Consider the following 14,957-nt stretch of genomic DNA (forward strand, 5'->3'; position numbering starts at 1 on the left):
CGACGAAGCCTTCTGCCGCCTGGGTTATTCAACGCCCTGACGTCATTGGCCACATTTCTCAATTATTTACTTCATCAATAGCTCTTGTCATACAAAATAATTGAGGATAATGTTTTCCACGCATCGGATCTCCCGGTGTAACGAATTTTCAAGTGCTTCTTGCATTAGCAAGTTTCATCCCGACTCCTGCGAGTCGGGATTTTTTTCGCCTGCGCCTAGCGGTTGACTTCGGTGACGCTAAAGTCATGGATATCGAGCTCAAAGGCTTCCGCTAGTTCACGCCAGGTATGGTAATCGCGACCATCAATGCTCACATGATGGGGATCGTCGCGGGTGCGCTGCACTTCACTTTCGCTAATCTCATTAATTGCCGCCAGCAGGGCGTCAACATTGACGTTGCCCCCGCCGCTACCCGAACTGCTCTCTTTGGCGGATTTCATCTTCGCTACCTCGCTTGGCTCCGACAGTGCCTCTTCAAGTATAGACGGTCTATAAAAACAGCGCTCGTCGGGCGGGACGCTGCGCATCTGGCGGTTTTGTTCTACACTGGCTCAAAAATAGAGGAGACAAGTTATGCAGGTGAACGATCGTGTCACGGTGAAGACCGACGGTGGCCCACGTCGATCGGGGGTAGTACTGGCAATAGAGTCGTTTAGCGAAGGGACAATGTATCTGGTTTCGCTGGAAGACTATCCGCTGGGGATCTGGTTTTTCAACGAGAAAGGGCATTCGGACGGTATCTTTGTTGAGAAAGTTGACTAGCGTGCTAAAAATCAAAACTGGCGGTTGTTGCCGCCAGTTCTTTTACCGCATGTTGACGTAAATTCCTGAAGTAATGTTTTCCGTCAGACGGACAATATGGTAAATCACCTGTTTATTGTGGGTCTGGATTTTCTTTTTAATATTGCCTTTGTGCGATGATACGGTCTTCGCCTTGATGTTCATCTGCGTCGATATTTGCGATGTCCCGTGTCCGGCCATCCACATTTGCAGCATATTTGATTCGGCCCGGCTTAATGACAGCGTTGGTATATTGATCCGTCCGGCGCTGAATCGATCGTATTTCAGATGATTACCCAGAATATCATCAAGGTCTTTTGGCGTAAGCGATTTCGAGCTAATAAGTAAATTTTTGCGCACCAGCAGATAGTGGTCAAAATGAACGTTAGCCAGCGCCATAAAGATGACAAATAGCGTGCCGGGATACTCCGTAATGATTTGCCGGATTAGCTGATTACTATCTTCGCGATGAATAAAGCAATCTTCGTTGAGAAACACCACCTCCGGGCGGGACGATTCACAGCTCTCTTTCAGGCTTACCGCCGTATCTACTTCTCTGATGTCACGTTTTCTTATTCCTCTGCTTGTCAGATACCCGGTTAATCCCAGTCGGGTATAGCTGCACAAATCCATGATAATCGTTGACATGACCCATCCTCAATCAACACGTAACGATAATTCATCCCTCGCCGGTAAGCGCGATGAAGTCCATTTAAGTGGGTAATAAAACAAGGTACAGTGTTGAAACCATTAAGTAACCTGAACTATTCCGTAATATTGCCTATAATTTGCCAGGAATACTCCCAAAGTAAAGGCGTGCATCATGTTACGTCAGAGAATTAAAAGCAAAAACTTCCAGTTACAGATATGGTTGGCGGCCATGAGTTATTCTTTTTTCAGATTTTCCTTATACTGGCTGGATAAATTCTCACCTCACCAATATGCCCGTTTCATCAAAAATATTAATTAATGTCTGAATAAACCACGCCGCCATTTAGCGACCCGAGCGATCGGCGTGGATTGACGGCCGCTGAGCGCGGGTGTCGGACACCGCTTTTCGTTCGCTGCAAGAGAGGTGGCAGCCTTAACGCTTTAATGCCACAATACTTTTTTATCGGTGTGTGGGATGAATGATGAAAAAGATAGTAATTGCTGGCGCGCTGTTGACTCTCGCCGGATGCGTTCAGGTAGATAATTATAACGAGGTTGTCAAAGCGCCGGCGCCCGCCGGGTTAGAGGGATACTGGCAATCGAAAGGCCCGCAGAGCGAAATGATGAGCCCGGATGCGATTGCCAGCCTGATTGTGACCAAAGATGGCGATACCCTCGATTGCCGTCAGTGGCAGCGGGTTATCGCCACGCCGGGTAAATTAATGCAGCGTGACGAGCAGGTTTACAACGTCACGTCAGGTCTGGATATCTACCCTATAGAACGTTCTGGCAATAGCCTGCAATACGATCGCATGACCCTGACCCGCGTCGACCGCCTGACCCCTGAGTGTGAGCAGGCTTGGAATAAAGCCGCCGCCGCGACGAAAAGCGCGCGCTGAGGCATCGACGGGCTGGCAGCGCGTCCAGCCCGCGATATTTACCTGATTTATAACGTCTCTTCGATAACCCACACGCTGACGCTCCCGCCGCTGCAGGTAAACGTAGCGCAGCCTTCGTCGTCGGTTTCTACCAGCCCCTGCTGGTTGCCGAGAAAATCCTTCCAGCGCTTATTGCCGTAATTGGCGCCAAGAGTCAGCGATTTTTCACCGTCATCGCCGTTCGACAGCACCACCACGCATCCCGGATCGTCATCGGTACCGCTGCGGCTGAAGGCGATGCAGTTCGGATGATCGAACCACAGCGTCTGCACGCCGTGGGCAAAGCGCTGGCGGGCATCAATCAGCTCATGCAGCTGTTCGATCACCGGCATCTCGATTGCGTAAGTCTGGCCATCTCCGCCGGTATCTTCATAGCTGGCGCCGAAGAGGTCGGCGTAAAAGACCGACGGCACGCCGTTCTCGCGCAGCAGAATAAGCGCATAGGCCAGCGGTTTAAACCACGGCTCAACCGGCGCCTCCAGCGCCTGCAGCGGCTGCGTGTCGTGGTTGGTCACCAGGGTGACGGCGTGGAAAGGATCGGCTTCAACCAGCGTGCCGCTAAAGATCTGGCTCATATCGTAATCGCGGCCCTGGCGCGAGGCCTCGTGAAACTTCATCTGCAGAGGGGCGTCAAACAGCAGCGTATTGCCGTCAACCATCGCAATATACTGCTGCAGCTTTTCGACTTCGTGCGACCAGTATTCCGCCACGATAAACAGCGGCTTTGTCGCCACCTCCTGAACGTGATCGATCCACTCCTTATAGAACCAGGCCGGAATATGCTTCACCGCATCGAGGCGAAAACCGTCGCAGCCGGTCTGCTCCATCACCCAGCGCGCCCAGTACTTGAGCTCCTCGGTAACCGCATGATTGCGGAAATCGATATTTTCGCCCATCAGGTAGTCGAAGTTGCCCATCTCATCATCGACCTGCTCGTTCCAGCCTTCGCCGGTATAGTCGTTAACGATTTTAAAAACGCCGTCTTCGTCCGGGTTTTCAATATGATCGATGCCGCTAAAGCATTTGTAATCCCAGACGAACTGCGAATATTTACCGCCGCGGACCGGGAAGTCGTAGCGGGTCCAGGCCTCGCACTCCACGACCTCTTCGGCAATTTGCGTGCGGTCCTGCTCGTCCACCCGCTGAACGCGGATGCTCTCTTTTTTATCGGCGCCCATTTTATGGTTGACCACCACGTCGAGCAGGACGGCGATGTCGTGCTGTCGTAGCGCGGCGATGGCCGCCAGCAGCTGCGCCTTATCGCCGTATTTGGTGGCGATGGAGCCCTTTTGATCGAACTCGCCAAGGTCAAAAAGGTCGTAGCTGTCATAGCCGACGGAGTAGCCGCCGGAAGCGCCTTTATAAGCGGGAGGGAGCCAAATCATATTGACGCCGATTTCGTTCAGGTTAGGTGCCAGCGCCTCAACTTCACGCCACAACTCGCCGCCGGTGGGGTAATACCAGTGAAAGCACTGCAATAACGTGGGGTTTTTCATCTTCCGTGCTCCAGACGTCATCAAGCTGACTCTTGCAGTATGAGAGATCTCCAGCAAATACGATCAATTTTGCGCGCGTTTTTCACTATGCCATAAACGGCATCGTATATAATAAATTGGAATAAGATGTAGCGGATAGATGTTGGTTCGTAAGGATAAACGCCTTACACTACAAAAAAATATCACTCTGTGGGGTCTCTATGAAATTAGCACTTCTGGGCCGCCATGCGCTGATGGGCGCAATGGCTGTGGTTTTGATGACTGGCGTTAGCGTAAAAACGTTCGCAGCAGAAAACCTGTTTAACCAAATTAAAGAGCGCGGCACGCTGCGCGTGGGTCTGGAAGGCACCTATCCTCCGTTCAGCTATCAGGGTGATGACGGCAAGCTGACCGGTTTTGAGGTCGATTTTGCCAGCGAGCTGGCTAAGCATCTGGGCGTGAAGGCCGACCTCAAACCGACCAAATGGGACGGGATGCTGGCGTCGCTGGATTCCAAACGCATTGACGTGGTTATTAACCAGGTGACCATTTCCGACCAGCGCAAGAAAAAATATGACTTCTCCACCCCGTATACCGTTTCTGGCGTTCAGGCGCTGGTGAAAAAGGGCAATGAAGGCGCTATCAAAACGGCGGCCGATCTGAAAGGCAAAAAAGTCGGCGTGGGCCTGGGCACCAACTACGAAGAGTGGCTGCGCCAGAACGTGCAGGGCGTGGATATCCGCACCTATGATGACGACCCGACTAAATACCAGGATCTGCGCGTAGGCCGTATCGACGCCATTCTGGTCGATCGTCTGGCGGCGCTGGATCTGGTGAAGAAAACGGGTAATACCCTGGCCGTCACCGGCGAAGCGTTCTCGCGCCAGGAGTCCGGCGTAGCGCTGCGTAAAGGTAATGAAGACCTGCTGAAAGCGGTGGATGATGCCATTGCCGACATGCAGAAAGATGGCAGCCTGAAAGCGCTGTCGGAAAAATGGTTCGGCGCTGACGTGACGAAATAACGGCCGGCGGTGAAAAAGGGCGCTCATGGTAGCGCCTTTTTTTATTTCGTCCGCAACTACGTGCATAATAAAGATAAAGGGCCTGTTTCATCAGGCTATTTTATGGGCCAGTTTGCCTGGAATAATAACGCCTGAGGGATAGGCTCTCAGTCAGGAGATATCATGTCACTGCAAAATTTAACGCGTTTCCCGCGCCTGGAGCTGATTGGCGCCCCGACGCCGCTGGAATACCTGCCGCGCCTGTCCGATCATCTCGGTCGCGAGATTTTTATCAAACGTGACGACGTGACCCCGCTTGCTATGGGCGGCAATAAGCTGCGCAAGCTGGAGTTCCTGGCGGCCGATGCGCTGCGGGAAGGCGCCGATACGCTGATCACCGCCGGCGCTATTCAATCCAACCACGTTCGTCAGACGGCGGCGGTGGCGGCTAAGCTTGGCCTGCACTGCGTGGCGCTGCTGGAAAACCCGATTGGCACTCGCGCAGAGAACTACCTGACTAACGGCAACCGCCTGCTGCTGGATCTGTTCAATACTCAGGTTGAGATGTGCGATGCGCTGACCGACCCCAATGCGCAGCTGGAAGAGCTGGCGACGCGTATCGAGGCTCAGGGCTACCGGCCGTATGTGATCCCGGTCGGCGGCTCCAGCGCGCTGGGTGCGCTGGGCTATGTGGAAAGCGCGCTGGAAATCGCCCAGCAGTGCGAAGGCGCGGTAGAGCTGTCGTCTGTCGTGGTGGCATCCGGCAGCGCCGGCACCCATGCGGGCCTGGCGGTGGGTCTGGAACAGCTGATGCCGGGGGCCGAACTGATTGGCGTCACCGTGTCGCGCAAAGTCGCGGACCAGCTACCGAAAGTCGTTGCCCTGCAGCAGGCGGTAGCGAATAGCCTCGAACTGCAGGCAAAAGCAGAGATTACGCTGTGGGACGACTATTTTGCGCCAGGCTACGGCACGCCGAATGACGAAGGAATGGAAGCGGTAAAACTGCTGGCGCAGCTTGAAGGTATCCTGCTGGACCCGGTCTATACCGGGAAGGCGATGGCCGGGCTGATCGACGGTATTCAGCAGAAGCGCTTTAAGGATGAAGGGCCGATCTTATTTATTCACACCGGCGGAGCGCCGGCGCTGTTTGCCTACCATCCTCATATCTAAAGCAGAACAAACAGAATGCAAGAGAGTATCCAACTGGTTTTTGATTCCGCACCTTATCTCCTCAAGGGGGCGGTATTTACGCTACAGCTGAGCATCGGCGGCATGTTCTTTGGCCTGGTGCTGGGCTTTATCCTCGCGCTGATGCGAATGTCGCCCCTCTGGCCGGTAAAGTGGCTGGCGCGGGTCTACATTTCTATTTTCCGCGGCACGCCGCTGATCGCCCAGCTGTTTATGATTTACTACGGCCTGCCGCAGTTTGGCATTGAGCTGGATCCGGTTCCGGCGGCGATGATTGGCCTGTCGCTCAATACCGCGGCATACGCCGCCGAAACGCTGCGCGCGGCGATTGCTTCTATTGATAAAGGGCAGTGGGAAGCGGCGGCGAGCATCGGCATGACGCCGTGGCAAACCCTGCGCCGGGCGGTTTTGCCGCAGGCCGCGCGCGTCGCGCTGCCGCCGCTCTCCAACAGCTTTATCAGCCTGGTGAAAGATACTTCGCTGGCGGCGACTATTCAGGTACCGGAACTGTTCCGTCAGGCGCAGCTTATTACCTCCCGCACGCTGGAAGTTTTCACCATGTATCTGGCCGCATCGCTGATTTACTGGGTGATGGCGACGGTGCTGTCGACGCTGCAAAACTATTTTGAAAATCAGCTTAATCGCCAGGAGCGTGATCCAAAATGAGTGCCATTGAAGTCAAAAACCTGGTGAAAAAGTTCCACGGCCAGACGGTGCTGCACGGTATTGACCTGGAGGTGGCGGAGGGAGAAGTGGTGGCGATTATCGGCCCCAGCGGCTCTGGTAAAACGACCCTTCTGCGCAGCATCAACCTGCTGGAGCAGCCGGAAAGCGGCACCATTCGGGTCGGTGACGTCACTATCGATACCGCGCGCAGTCTCAGCCAGCAGAAGGGGCTGATTCGCCGTCTGCGCCAGCACGTCGGCTTCGTCTTCCAGAACTTCAATCTGTTCCCGCACCGCACGGTGATGGAGAACATCATCGAAGGGCCGGTTATCGTGAAGGGTGAAGATAAAAACGAATCCATCACCCGGGCGCGCGAACTGCTGGCGAAAGTTGGGCTGAGCGGGAAAGAGAATAGCTATCCGCGCCGTCTTTCCGGCGGCCAGCAGCAGCGCGTGGCGATTGCGCGCGCGCTGGCGATGCGTCCGGATGTCATTTTGTTTGATGAACCCACGTCGGCTCTGGACCCTGAACTGGTGGGCGAAGTGCTGAATACGATCCGTCAGCTGGCGCAGGAGAAGCGCACTATGGTTATCGTAACCCATGAAATGAGCTTTGCCCGCGATGTGGCCGACCGGGCTATCTTTATGGATCAGGGACGTATCGTCGAGCAGGGTGAGGCTAAGGCGCTGTTCGCCAATCCGCAGCAGCCGCGCACGCGCCAGTTCCTCGAAAAATTCCTGATGCAGTAATGGCTACCGGCTTGCAGTAGCTGAGCCCGGCGAAGAGGGCGGGAGCGACCAGATGACCGGCGCTCCCGCCAGCCGTAGAGGTAAACGCCGGCGCCCGTACCGCCGACGAGCGCTTGAGTCGCGAAGTGACAATCTTCCTGGACGAGTAGGGCGATAGCGCTGAGCGATGGCGTCGGTCTGAGAGAGCAGAACTATTAAACGCTGCTTATCGATTGGTTTTTTTATATTAGAAGCGCCCAGCGTTTTCCCGGAACAATCCCTTCTTACTACCTCGGTTCGTGCCGGTTAGCCGGATCGATACGCCGACCTTATCGCTGACGGCAAAACAGGAGCGCCTGAAAGAATGCAATATCTGCGGCAGGTTGAGCGCTAAACTCCTTCCACAGTTGAGAATATATCCTCGGCTGAGATAAATGAGACAACATTCTCTTCTCCCGTCGGCGCTGAATAGCACCGGTAACGATCTAATATGTGCGGTGTATACGATATTTTATACATATAAATAAGATTTATGTGTTAGTTTTTGTATTTGTAATAATGATAATTACTCAGGAGTTATTTGGTCGGTTATGAGGGACAATGATTTTTTCAGCTGGCGGCGGGAAATGCTGCAACAATTTCAGTCAATCTCGACGGGGGAGGATGTTTATAATCTCCTGCAGCAGCAAACGGAAGGGCTGGAATACGACTATTTTGCTCTCTGCGTACGCCATCCCGTGCCCTTCACGCGCCCCAGGGTAACGCTGCAGACGACCTATCCGCAGGCGTGGATGGCGCACTATCAGGCCGAGAACTATTTCGCCATCGATCCGGTGCTGCGGCCGGAAAACTTTCTTCGAGGTCACCTGCCGTGGAATGACGGGCTATTTCGTGATGCCCCGGAGCTCTGGGATGGCGCGCGCGATCACGGGCTGGTCAAGGGGATCACACAGTGCCTCACCTTACCCAACCACGCGCAGGGTTTTCTTTCGGTCTCAGGGCAGAGTCGTAGCCTGGGGCCCTATCCGGCAGACGAACTGGAAATGCGCCTGAGAACGCTGATCGAGCTGAGTTTGTTAACGCTATTACGCCTGCAGGACGCGATGGTGATGCCGCCGGAAATGAAGTTCAGCCGGCGTGAGCTGGAGATTTTGAAATGGACTGCGGAAGGGAAAACCTCGGCGGAGGTCGCGATAATTCTGTCTATCTCAGAAAATACCGTCAATTTTCATCAGAAAAATATGCAACGAAAGTTCAACGCACCGAATAAAACGCAAATAGCCTGTTATGCGGTCGCCACTGGCTTAATTTGAGTTCGCCCATCGTTCTGCGTGTCAGGCGTGAAACCGGCTGTCAGTTATACTTTCAGCCGGTTTATTGTTACTGACGGTAAGCCTGTTTAATTTGCTTAACGGTGCTGGAGAATACGGCAGCCTGAGCCTCATCTTCCATCTGCGTGATTTGCCTTTCCATCTTAATAATCACCCGACCCGCATCGGCCTGACCCATTGCCTGGAGCATCAGCGTCAACAGCGTTTTCAGGCAGGTCACTTCCTGCGCCAGTTCTTGATTATTTTCTGCAGTGGAAAAATCTGGTGTGCTCATCGATATCCTCGTTTGCTATCTGCGCTTTTGCGCAATACTAAATCTCAAAGCGGCGCAGTATACCACAAGAGGAACAAAAAAAAGGAGCGCGTAATTTGTGTTCTCTGATCAGAGCTGTAGAGGGTTTAATTTCCTGGATAAAGCCCGTTCCGCCGCCCACAAATTGTTAATTTTTGGTGTGATTTTTAGAGTTAATTATTGTTACATATTTTCTTTCGTATTTATCAACTAGTATTGTGTTGTGTTTATTACGTTTTCTGTATGACGAATGTTAAAAATACGACCTTATACAACTCTCTGTTATGTATGGGTTTCCACCAGGTGTGCAAACAACTTGCCATAAATGGCAGATAAATCCTCTGAAGAACACTTTTGGCTTTTAAAATTATGCCAAAACCCGGTAATATGGGTTCGATAAACTATCAGTTGTGTTATCCCTAATTCTGGAGATTATTCCTTTGATCAACGTCCTTCTTGTTGATGACCACGAACTGGTGCGCGCAGGGATACGACGCATTCTGGAAGATATAAAAGGGATTAACGTCGTCGGCGAATCTTGCTGCGGCGAGGATGCCGTTAAATGGTGTCGGGCTAATCCCGTTGACGTTGTCCTGATGGACATGAATATGCCGGGGATTGGCGGTCTTGAGGCGACGCGTAAAATTGCGCGTTCTATCGTCGATACCAAAGTCATTATGCTCACCGTACATACCGAAAACCCGCTGCCGGCGAAGGTCATGCAGGCAGGGGCTGCCGGCTACCTGAGTAAAGGCGCCGCGCCGCAGGAGGTGGTCAATGCGATTCGCTGCGTGGCATCCGGGCAGCGCTATATCGCCTCGGATATCGCCCAGCAGATGGCGCTCAGCCAGATCGAGCCGGAAAAGACGGAGTCGCCGTTTGCCAGTTTGTCGGAACGAGAATTGCAGATTATGCTGATGATCACTAAAGGTCAGAAGGTCAATGAGATCTCAGAGCAGCTGAATCTGAGTCCCAAGACGGTGAACAGCTATAGCTATCGGATGTTCAGTAAATTAAACATCCACGGTGACGTTGAGCTGACTCACCTGGCAATCCGCCATGGCCTGTGCAATGCGGAGTCGTTAGCAAGTCTGTGAGTGATGTTTTTGATGCCAAAGCTTTCCTGAAGACAGTAACCAGCCAGCCGGGCGTCTATCGGATGTACGATGCTGGCGGTACCGTTATCTACGTGGGTAAAGCAAAAGATCTGAAAAAACGGCTAAGCAGCTATTTTCGCAGCAACCTGGCTTCGCGTAAAACCGAGGCCCTGGTGGCTCTGATCGCGCAAATAGACGTGACGGTAACCCATACCGAAACGGAAGCCCTGCTGCTTGAACATAACTATATCAAGCTGTATCAGCCGCGCTACAACGTGCTGCTGCGTGATGATAAATCCTATCCTTTTATTTTTCTCAGCGCCGATACCCATCCGCGCCTGGCGACCCATCGCGGCGCAAAGCATGCAAAGGGCGAATATTTCGGTCCTTTCCCGAACGGCTACGCGGTTCGCGAAACGTTAGCGCTGCTGCAAAAAATCTTTCCCGTTCGCCAGTGCGAAAATAGCGTCTATCGCAACCGCTCACGTCCGTGCCTGCAGTACCAGATTGGCCGCTGCCTGGGCCCCTGCGTGGCCGGGCTGGTTAGCGAGGAAGAGTATGCTCAGCAGGTTGAATACGTTCGGCTGTTCCTTGCCGGCAAAGACGATCAGGTACTGACGCAGCTTATTGCCCGCATGGAGAGGGCCAGCCGGGCGCTGGAGTTTGAAGAGGCGGCGCGCATTCGCGACCAGATCCAGGCCGTACGCCGGGTGACGGAGAAACAGTTTGTCTCAAATAATGGCGACGATCTGGACGTTATCGGCGTCGCCTTTGATTCAGGCATGGCCTGCGTCCACGTGCTGTTTATCCGCCAGGGGAAAGTGCTGGGCAGCCGCAGCTATTTTCCAAAGGTTCCCGGCGGCACCGAGCTCGGGGAAGTGGTGGAGACCTTCGTCGGCCAGTTCTACCTGCAGGGCAGCCAGATGCGCACCTTGCCTGGGGAGATTCTGCTCGATTTTAACCTTGGCGATAAAACCCTGCTCGCGGATTCGCTCTCCGAGCTGGCGGGGCGGCGGGTGAATGTCCAGACTAAGCCTCGCGGCGATCGCGCCCGCTACCTCAAGCTGGCGCGCACCAATGCCGCGACGGCGCTGACGACCAGGCTTTCCCAGCAGTCAACCATCCATCAGCGCCTGCAGGCGCTGGCAACGCTGCTCAAGCTGCCGGCGGTGAAGCGCATGGAGTGCTTTGATATCAGTCACACGATGGGCGAACAGACGGTCGCCTCGTGCGTGGTGTTTGACAGCAACGGGCCGCTGCGCGCCGAATATCGTCGCTATAATATCACCGGGATTACGCCGGGGGATGACTATGCGGCGATGAATCAGGTTCTGCGCCGGCGCTACGGTAAAGCTATCGAAGAGAACAAGATCCCGGACGTTATCCTGATAGATGGCGGTAAAGGGCAGCTCGGGCAGGCGAAAAGCGTGTTTGCCGAGCTGGATGTGGCCTGGGATAAACATCATCCTCTATTATTAGGGGTAGCAAAAGGCAGCGATCGTAAGGCGGGCCTGGAAACGCTATTCTTTGAGCCTGAGGGCGAAGGCTTTAGCCTGCCGCCGGACTCTCCCGCGCTGCACGTCATTCAGCATATTCGCGATGAGTCGCACGATCATGCCATCGCCGGACATCGTAAAAAGCGGGCAAAAGTTAAAAGCACCAGCACGCTGGAGACTATCGAAGGAGTGGGGCCAAAGCGTCGGCAGATGCTGCTGAAGTATATGGGCGGCCTGCAGGGGTTACAGAAAGCCAGCGTCGAAGAGATAGCCAAAGTACCGGGTATATCTCACGGTCTGGCAGAAAAGATCTTCTACTCGTTGAAACATTAGGGGCTCTGTAGCAACATAGGGCTAATTTTTACTTCTAACAGATAGTTACCCGTCACTATGCAATTTAATATCCCTACATTGCTTACTCTGTTTCGCGTCATACTGATACCGTTCTTTGTGCTGGCGTTTTACCTTCCCGTGGTATGGGCACCTTTCGCCTGTGCGCTGATCTTCTTCGTCGCCGCAGTAACCGACTGGTTTGATGGTTATCTGGCGCGCCGCTGGAATCAAAGCACGCGCTTTGGCGCGTTTCTCGATCCGGTAGCAGATAAGGTTATGGTGGCGATTGCGATGGTGCTGGTTGCCGAGCATTACCACACCTGGTGGGTTACTCTGCCGGCGGCGACGATGATCGCCCGTGAAATCATTATTTCTGCCCTGCGCGAATGGATGGCTGAGCTGGGTAAACGCAGCAGCGTGGCGGTTTCCTGGATCGGCAAAGTCAAAACGACGGCGCAGATGACGGCGCTGGTGTGGATGCTGTGGCGGCCAAATGAGTGGGTTGAAGGGGCAGGGATCGTGCTGTTCCTCGTCGCGGCTGTGCTGACTCTGTGGTCAATGCTGCAATATTTGAACGCGGCGCGCGGCGATTTGCTTGATCAGTGATCGTTTCGGCGTAATTTTCAGCAAACGACGCAAGGTTTTAAAAAATATCGTTGACTCATTGCGCCAGGTAAGTAGAATGCATCGCATCGAACGGCGGCATGACTCGCCAGACGATAACAAAATCAAGTGATTAGCAATTACCTTGATAATGCGGGAATAGCTCAGTTGGTAGAGCACGACCTTGCCAAGGTCGGGGTCGCGAGTTCGAGTCTCGTTTCCCGCTCCAGTTTAAAAACATCGGCAGTTGCGGGTGTTGCAGCATTAAGGGCGCGTTAGCAAAGCGGTTATGTAGCGGATTGCAAATCCGTCTAGTCCGGTTCGACTCCGGAACGCGCCTCCAATTTACATCCCGAGCCCGGATGGTGGAATCGGTAGACACAAGGGATTTAAAATCCCTCGGCCATAGGCTGTACGAGTTCAAGTCTCGTTCCGGGTACCATTGGGATAAAAGCAGAATAATCAAAGCAATAAGCAGTGTCGTGAAACCACCTACGGGTGGTTTTTTTGTGCCTGAAATCCGCCATTTATAATATCACTTCATAATATTATCTTTCCCTTCAGCATATTCCCTTGCCGCGCAGGGCTTCGCCCGCTAACCCTGTTACTATCCGTAAGATCGTACTTATCAAAAATAACGAGGAGTTCTGATGCCCGTTTCAGGCCTGCCCAGGAGCCGCAAAATTTTTATTGGCGATATTCATGGCCAGTACGGCAAGCTTTCCGCTCTGCTGGGTCATCTGCAATCCCGGGAGAATCTGGATCGCAGCCTCCTGATTTTTGTCGGCGACCTTATTGATAACCAGCCGGGAAGCCACATCGACCATGCCTCCGTGCTGGAACAGGTGAGGGGATATGTTGCCGCGGGCCGCGCCGTTTGCCTGATGGGCAATCATGAATTTAATGCCGTTGGCTGGCTGATGCGGCATCCGAAGACGGCGCAGCCCCTGCGCCCGCATACGCCGAATAACCGCCGTCAGCATCAGGCCTTCCTCAACGACGTCACGGAAGACAGCGCGCAGCACCTGCGGTGGGTTGAGTGGTTTAAAACGCTGCCGCTGTTTGTTGATTTTGGCGATATCCGTGCGGTGCACGCGTGCTGGGACAAGGACGCTATTGCCCAGCTTCGCCCGTGGCTCGATGAAGAGAACCGGCTGAAACCGGAGTGCTGGGTACACGCCTTTGATAAACGGCACGTCCTGTTCCACCTGCTGGAGACGATACTCAAGGGGCCAGAGCTGGCGCTGCCTGAGGGCTATAGCTTTCAGGATAAAACCGGGATCGAGCGGCGCCATATTCGTATCCGCTGGTGGCTGAATGAGGCAACAACCTATCGCCAGATTGCTCAGGTCCAGCCCGAGATGATTGACAGCATCCCGGATATCGCGCTGGAAAAAAACGCTCACCTTTTGCCCGAGGTTCCCGTGGTCGTTGGGCACTACACTCTATCCGCCGAACCGCAGGCGCTGAGCGAGCGGGTGGTATGCGTTGATTATAATGCGGCAAAAGCGAATCATCCGCTGCGGGCGTGGATCTATGACGATGGTCAGACGGAAGTGGCAAACGGACGCTTCGTCAGCGTATGAGGCTGGTTTGCCGCATTATCGTCATGGCGCCTGGCGGTCAAGCCCTAAGTTTTCTCCGGCACATTCCGGGAAAACTGCGCTAAAATAGCGCCCGGTGCGCGCCTGCGGGCCGGATAAACTGCCTTTGGGACAATATGCCGTCACGGCAATAATAATTATTTTTGATGAGGGATCTTATGGCCACGTTGCTTGAAAGCTACGGTAACTGTTTTCGGAAATATGCCACCTTTCGCGGCCGCTCGGCGCGCAAAGAGTACGCCGTATTTACCGTCGCTAACTTTGTGCTGTCGGCGGTACTGGGGCTGATCCCGGTTATCGGCGGGCTGTTTAGCCTGATTATCATTATTCCGGGTATCGCGGTGGCGGTGCGACGCCTGCACGATCTGAACAGATCCGGCTGGTGGCTGCTGGCGCCTTTCCTGATCCTGATTATCGGCCTGATTGGCGTTGCCGGCAGCGTTGAAGACGGCGGAGCTGCGGCATGGGTATGGCTGATGGTCGCTGGCGGAATCATGTCGCTGGTGATGTCGATTTGGCTGCTGTTCGCCCGAGGTACCGCCGGGGTTAACCGCTTTGGCGATGCGCAGCAAGATAACGCCGACGGCGCGCAGAGCGCCCCCGTTTCTTCCGCCGACGATGTCAGAGAGCGCCTGGCCCAGGCCACGAAAATGCGCGATGACGGTACGATCAGCGAAAGTGAATATGAAACGATGCGCTCGAGCATTATTAAAGATATTTAACCCGCGCAGAATGCCCGCGCCGGGTGGTTTTCTCCCGGCATTTCCGCTACTG

At 54.0% G+C, this 14,957-nt stretch carries 16 protein-coding genes and 3 tRNA genes; 15 read left to right on the plus strand and 4 right to left on the minus strand.

Annotated features, from left to right (window positions below; genetic code table 11):
- Positions 1 to 215: 215 nt before the first annotated feature.
- Positions 216 to 440, minus strand: a complete 225-nt coding sequence (gene yodD, locus NWP14_RS00695) for a YodD family peroxide/acid resistance protein (protein WP_095101590.1) — start codon at positions 438 to 440, stop codon at positions 216 to 218.
- Between the two features lie 133 nt (positions 441 to 573).
- Between yodD and dsrB the strand changes: the two genes are divergently transcribed.
- Positions 574 to 762, plus strand: coding sequence for a protein DsrB (gene dsrB, locus NWP14_RS00700; RefSeq protein ID WP_095101592.1), 189 nt, complete (start codon positions 574 to 576; stop codon positions 760 to 762).
- A gap of 42 nt (positions 763 to 804) precedes the next feature.
- On the opposite strand, the gene rcsA is transcribed toward dsrB, so the two are convergent.
- Positions 805 to 1,428 carry a transcriptional regulator RcsA gene (gene rcsA / locus NWP14_RS00705; protein WP_095101594.1) on the minus strand — a complete coding sequence of 208 codons (624 nt, stop codon included), beginning with the start codon at positions 1,426 to 1,428 and terminating at the stop codon, positions 805 to 807.
- A 482-nt stretch (positions 1,429 to 1,910) separates the two neighbouring features.
- Here rcsA and yedD point away from each other — a divergent pair, with 482 nt between their 5' ends.
- Positions 1,911 to 2,330: a lipoprotein YedD gene (gene yedD / locus NWP14_RS00710; RefSeq protein ID WP_189339884.1), complete on the plus strand. Its 420-nt coding sequence runs from the start codon at positions 1,911 to 1,913 to the stop codon at positions 2,328 to 2,330.
- A 47-nt stretch (positions 2,331 to 2,377) separates the two neighbouring features.
- On the opposite strand, the gene amyA is transcribed toward yedD, so the two are convergent.
- A complete protein-coding gene (amyA, locus tag NWP14_RS00715) occupies positions 2,378 to 3,865 on the minus strand; it encodes an alpha-amylase (RefSeq protein WP_095101598.1) in 1,488 nt (495 codons plus the stop codon).
- Positions 3,866 to 4,065: 200 nt separating this feature from the next.
- Between amyA and tcyJ the strand changes: the two genes are divergently transcribed.
- The 5 genes from tcyJ to sdiA all read left to right on the plus strand — a co-directional run bounded on the left by tcyJ (position 4,066) and on the right by sdiA (position 8,740).
- On the plus strand, positions 4,066 to 4,866 hold the full coding sequence (gene tcyJ, locus NWP14_RS00720) for a cystine ABC transporter substrate-binding protein (protein WP_095101600.1): 801 nt from the start codon (positions 4,066 to 4,068) through the stop codon (positions 4,864 to 4,866).
- A gap of 162 nt (positions 4,867 to 5,028) precedes the next feature.
- Positions 5,029 to 6,015, plus strand: a complete 987-nt coding sequence (gene dcyD, locus NWP14_RS00725) for a D-cysteine desulfhydrase (protein WP_095101602.1) — start codon at positions 5,029 to 5,031, stop codon at positions 6,013 to 6,015.
- 15 nt (positions 6,016 to 6,030) lie between these two features.
- The gene (gene tcyL, locus NWP14_RS00730; protein WP_095101604.1) at positions 6,031 to 6,699 is read left to right on the plus strand and encodes a cystine ABC transporter permease; all 669 of its coding nucleotides are present in this window, start codon (positions 6,031 to 6,033) and stop codon (positions 6,697 to 6,699) included.
- On the plus strand, positions 6,696 to 7,448 hold the full coding sequence (gene tcyN / locus NWP14_RS00735; protein WP_095101606.1) for an L-cystine ABC transporter ATP-binding protein TcyN: 753 nt from the start codon (positions 6,696 to 6,698) through the stop codon (positions 7,446 to 7,448). Before tcyL ends, tcyN begins: the two co-directional genes overlap by 4 nt.
- A 569-nt stretch (positions 7,449 to 8,017) precedes the next feature.
- Positions 8,018 to 8,740: a transcriptional regulator SdiA gene (gene sdiA / locus NWP14_RS00740; RefSeq protein WP_095101608.1), complete on the plus strand. Its 723-nt coding sequence runs from the start codon at positions 8,018 to 8,020 to the stop codon at positions 8,738 to 8,740.
- A gap of 67 nt (positions 8,741 to 8,807) precedes the next feature.
- Here sdiA and NWP14_RS00745 read toward each other — a convergent pair whose 3' ends face one another.
- On the minus strand, positions 8,808 to 9,032 hold the full coding sequence (locus NWP14_RS00745) for a DUF2594 family protein (RefSeq protein ID WP_041146272.1): 225 nt from the start codon (positions 9,030 to 9,032) through the stop codon (positions 8,808 to 8,810).
- Between the two features lie 458 nt (positions 9,033 to 9,490).
- On the opposite strand from NWP14_RS00745, the gene uvrY reads away from it, so the two are divergent.
- The 8 genes from uvrY to NWP14_RS00785 all read left to right on the plus strand — a co-directional run bounded on the left by uvrY (position 9,491) and on the right by NWP14_RS00785 (position 14,905).
- Positions 9,491 to 10,147 (plus strand): UvrY/SirA/GacA family response regulator transcription factor, encoded by a 657-nt coding sequence (uvrY, locus tag NWP14_RS00750; RefSeq protein WP_375214580.1) that lies wholly within the window; start codon positions 9,491 to 9,493, stop codon positions 10,145 to 10,147.
- On the plus strand, positions 10,144 to 11,976 hold the full coding sequence (gene uvrC / locus NWP14_RS00755) for an excinuclease ABC subunit UvrC (protein WP_095101612.1): 1,833 nt from the start codon (positions 10,144 to 10,146) through the stop codon (positions 11,974 to 11,976). The genes uvrY and uvrC overlap by 4 nt, the downstream gene beginning before the upstream one ends.
- Positions 11,977 to 12,033: 57 nt before the next feature.
- A complete protein-coding gene (gene pgsA, locus NWP14_RS00760; protein WP_041146269.1) occupies positions 12,034 to 12,582 on the plus strand; it encodes a CDP-diacylglycerol--glycerol-3-phosphate 3-phosphatidyltransferase in 549 nt (182 codons plus the stop codon).
- 150 nt (positions 12,583 to 12,732) lie between these two features.
- Positions 12,733 to 12,808 (plus strand) — tRNA-Gly (locus NWP14_RS00765).
- Between the two features lie 40 nt (positions 12,809 to 12,848).
- Positions 12,849 to 12,922, plus strand: a tRNA-Cys gene (locus NWP14_RS00770).
- Positions 12,923 to 12,935: 13 nt separating this feature from the next.
- A tRNA-Leu gene (locus tag NWP14_RS00775) sits at positions 12,936 to 13,021 on the plus strand.
- A 208-nt stretch (positions 13,022 to 13,229) separates the two neighbouring features.
- Entirely contained in the window at positions 13,230 to 14,165 is a 936-nt protein-coding gene (locus tag NWP14_RS00780) for a metallophosphoesterase (protein ID WP_375214581.1), read from the plus strand.
- A gap of 176 nt (positions 14,166 to 14,341) precedes the next feature.
- On the plus strand, positions 14,342 to 14,905 hold the full coding sequence (locus NWP14_RS00785) for a DUF805 domain-containing protein (protein ID WP_095101616.1): 564 nt from the start codon (positions 14,342 to 14,344) through the stop codon (positions 14,903 to 14,905).
- The last annotated feature ends 52 nt before the right edge of the window (positions 14,906 to 14,957 follow it).

Source organism: Klebsiella sp. C349492 (genome assembly GCF_042055345.1).
Lineage (GTDB): Bacteria > Pseudomonadota > Gammaproteobacteria > Enterobacterales > Enterobacteriaceae > Klebsiella > Klebsiella scottii.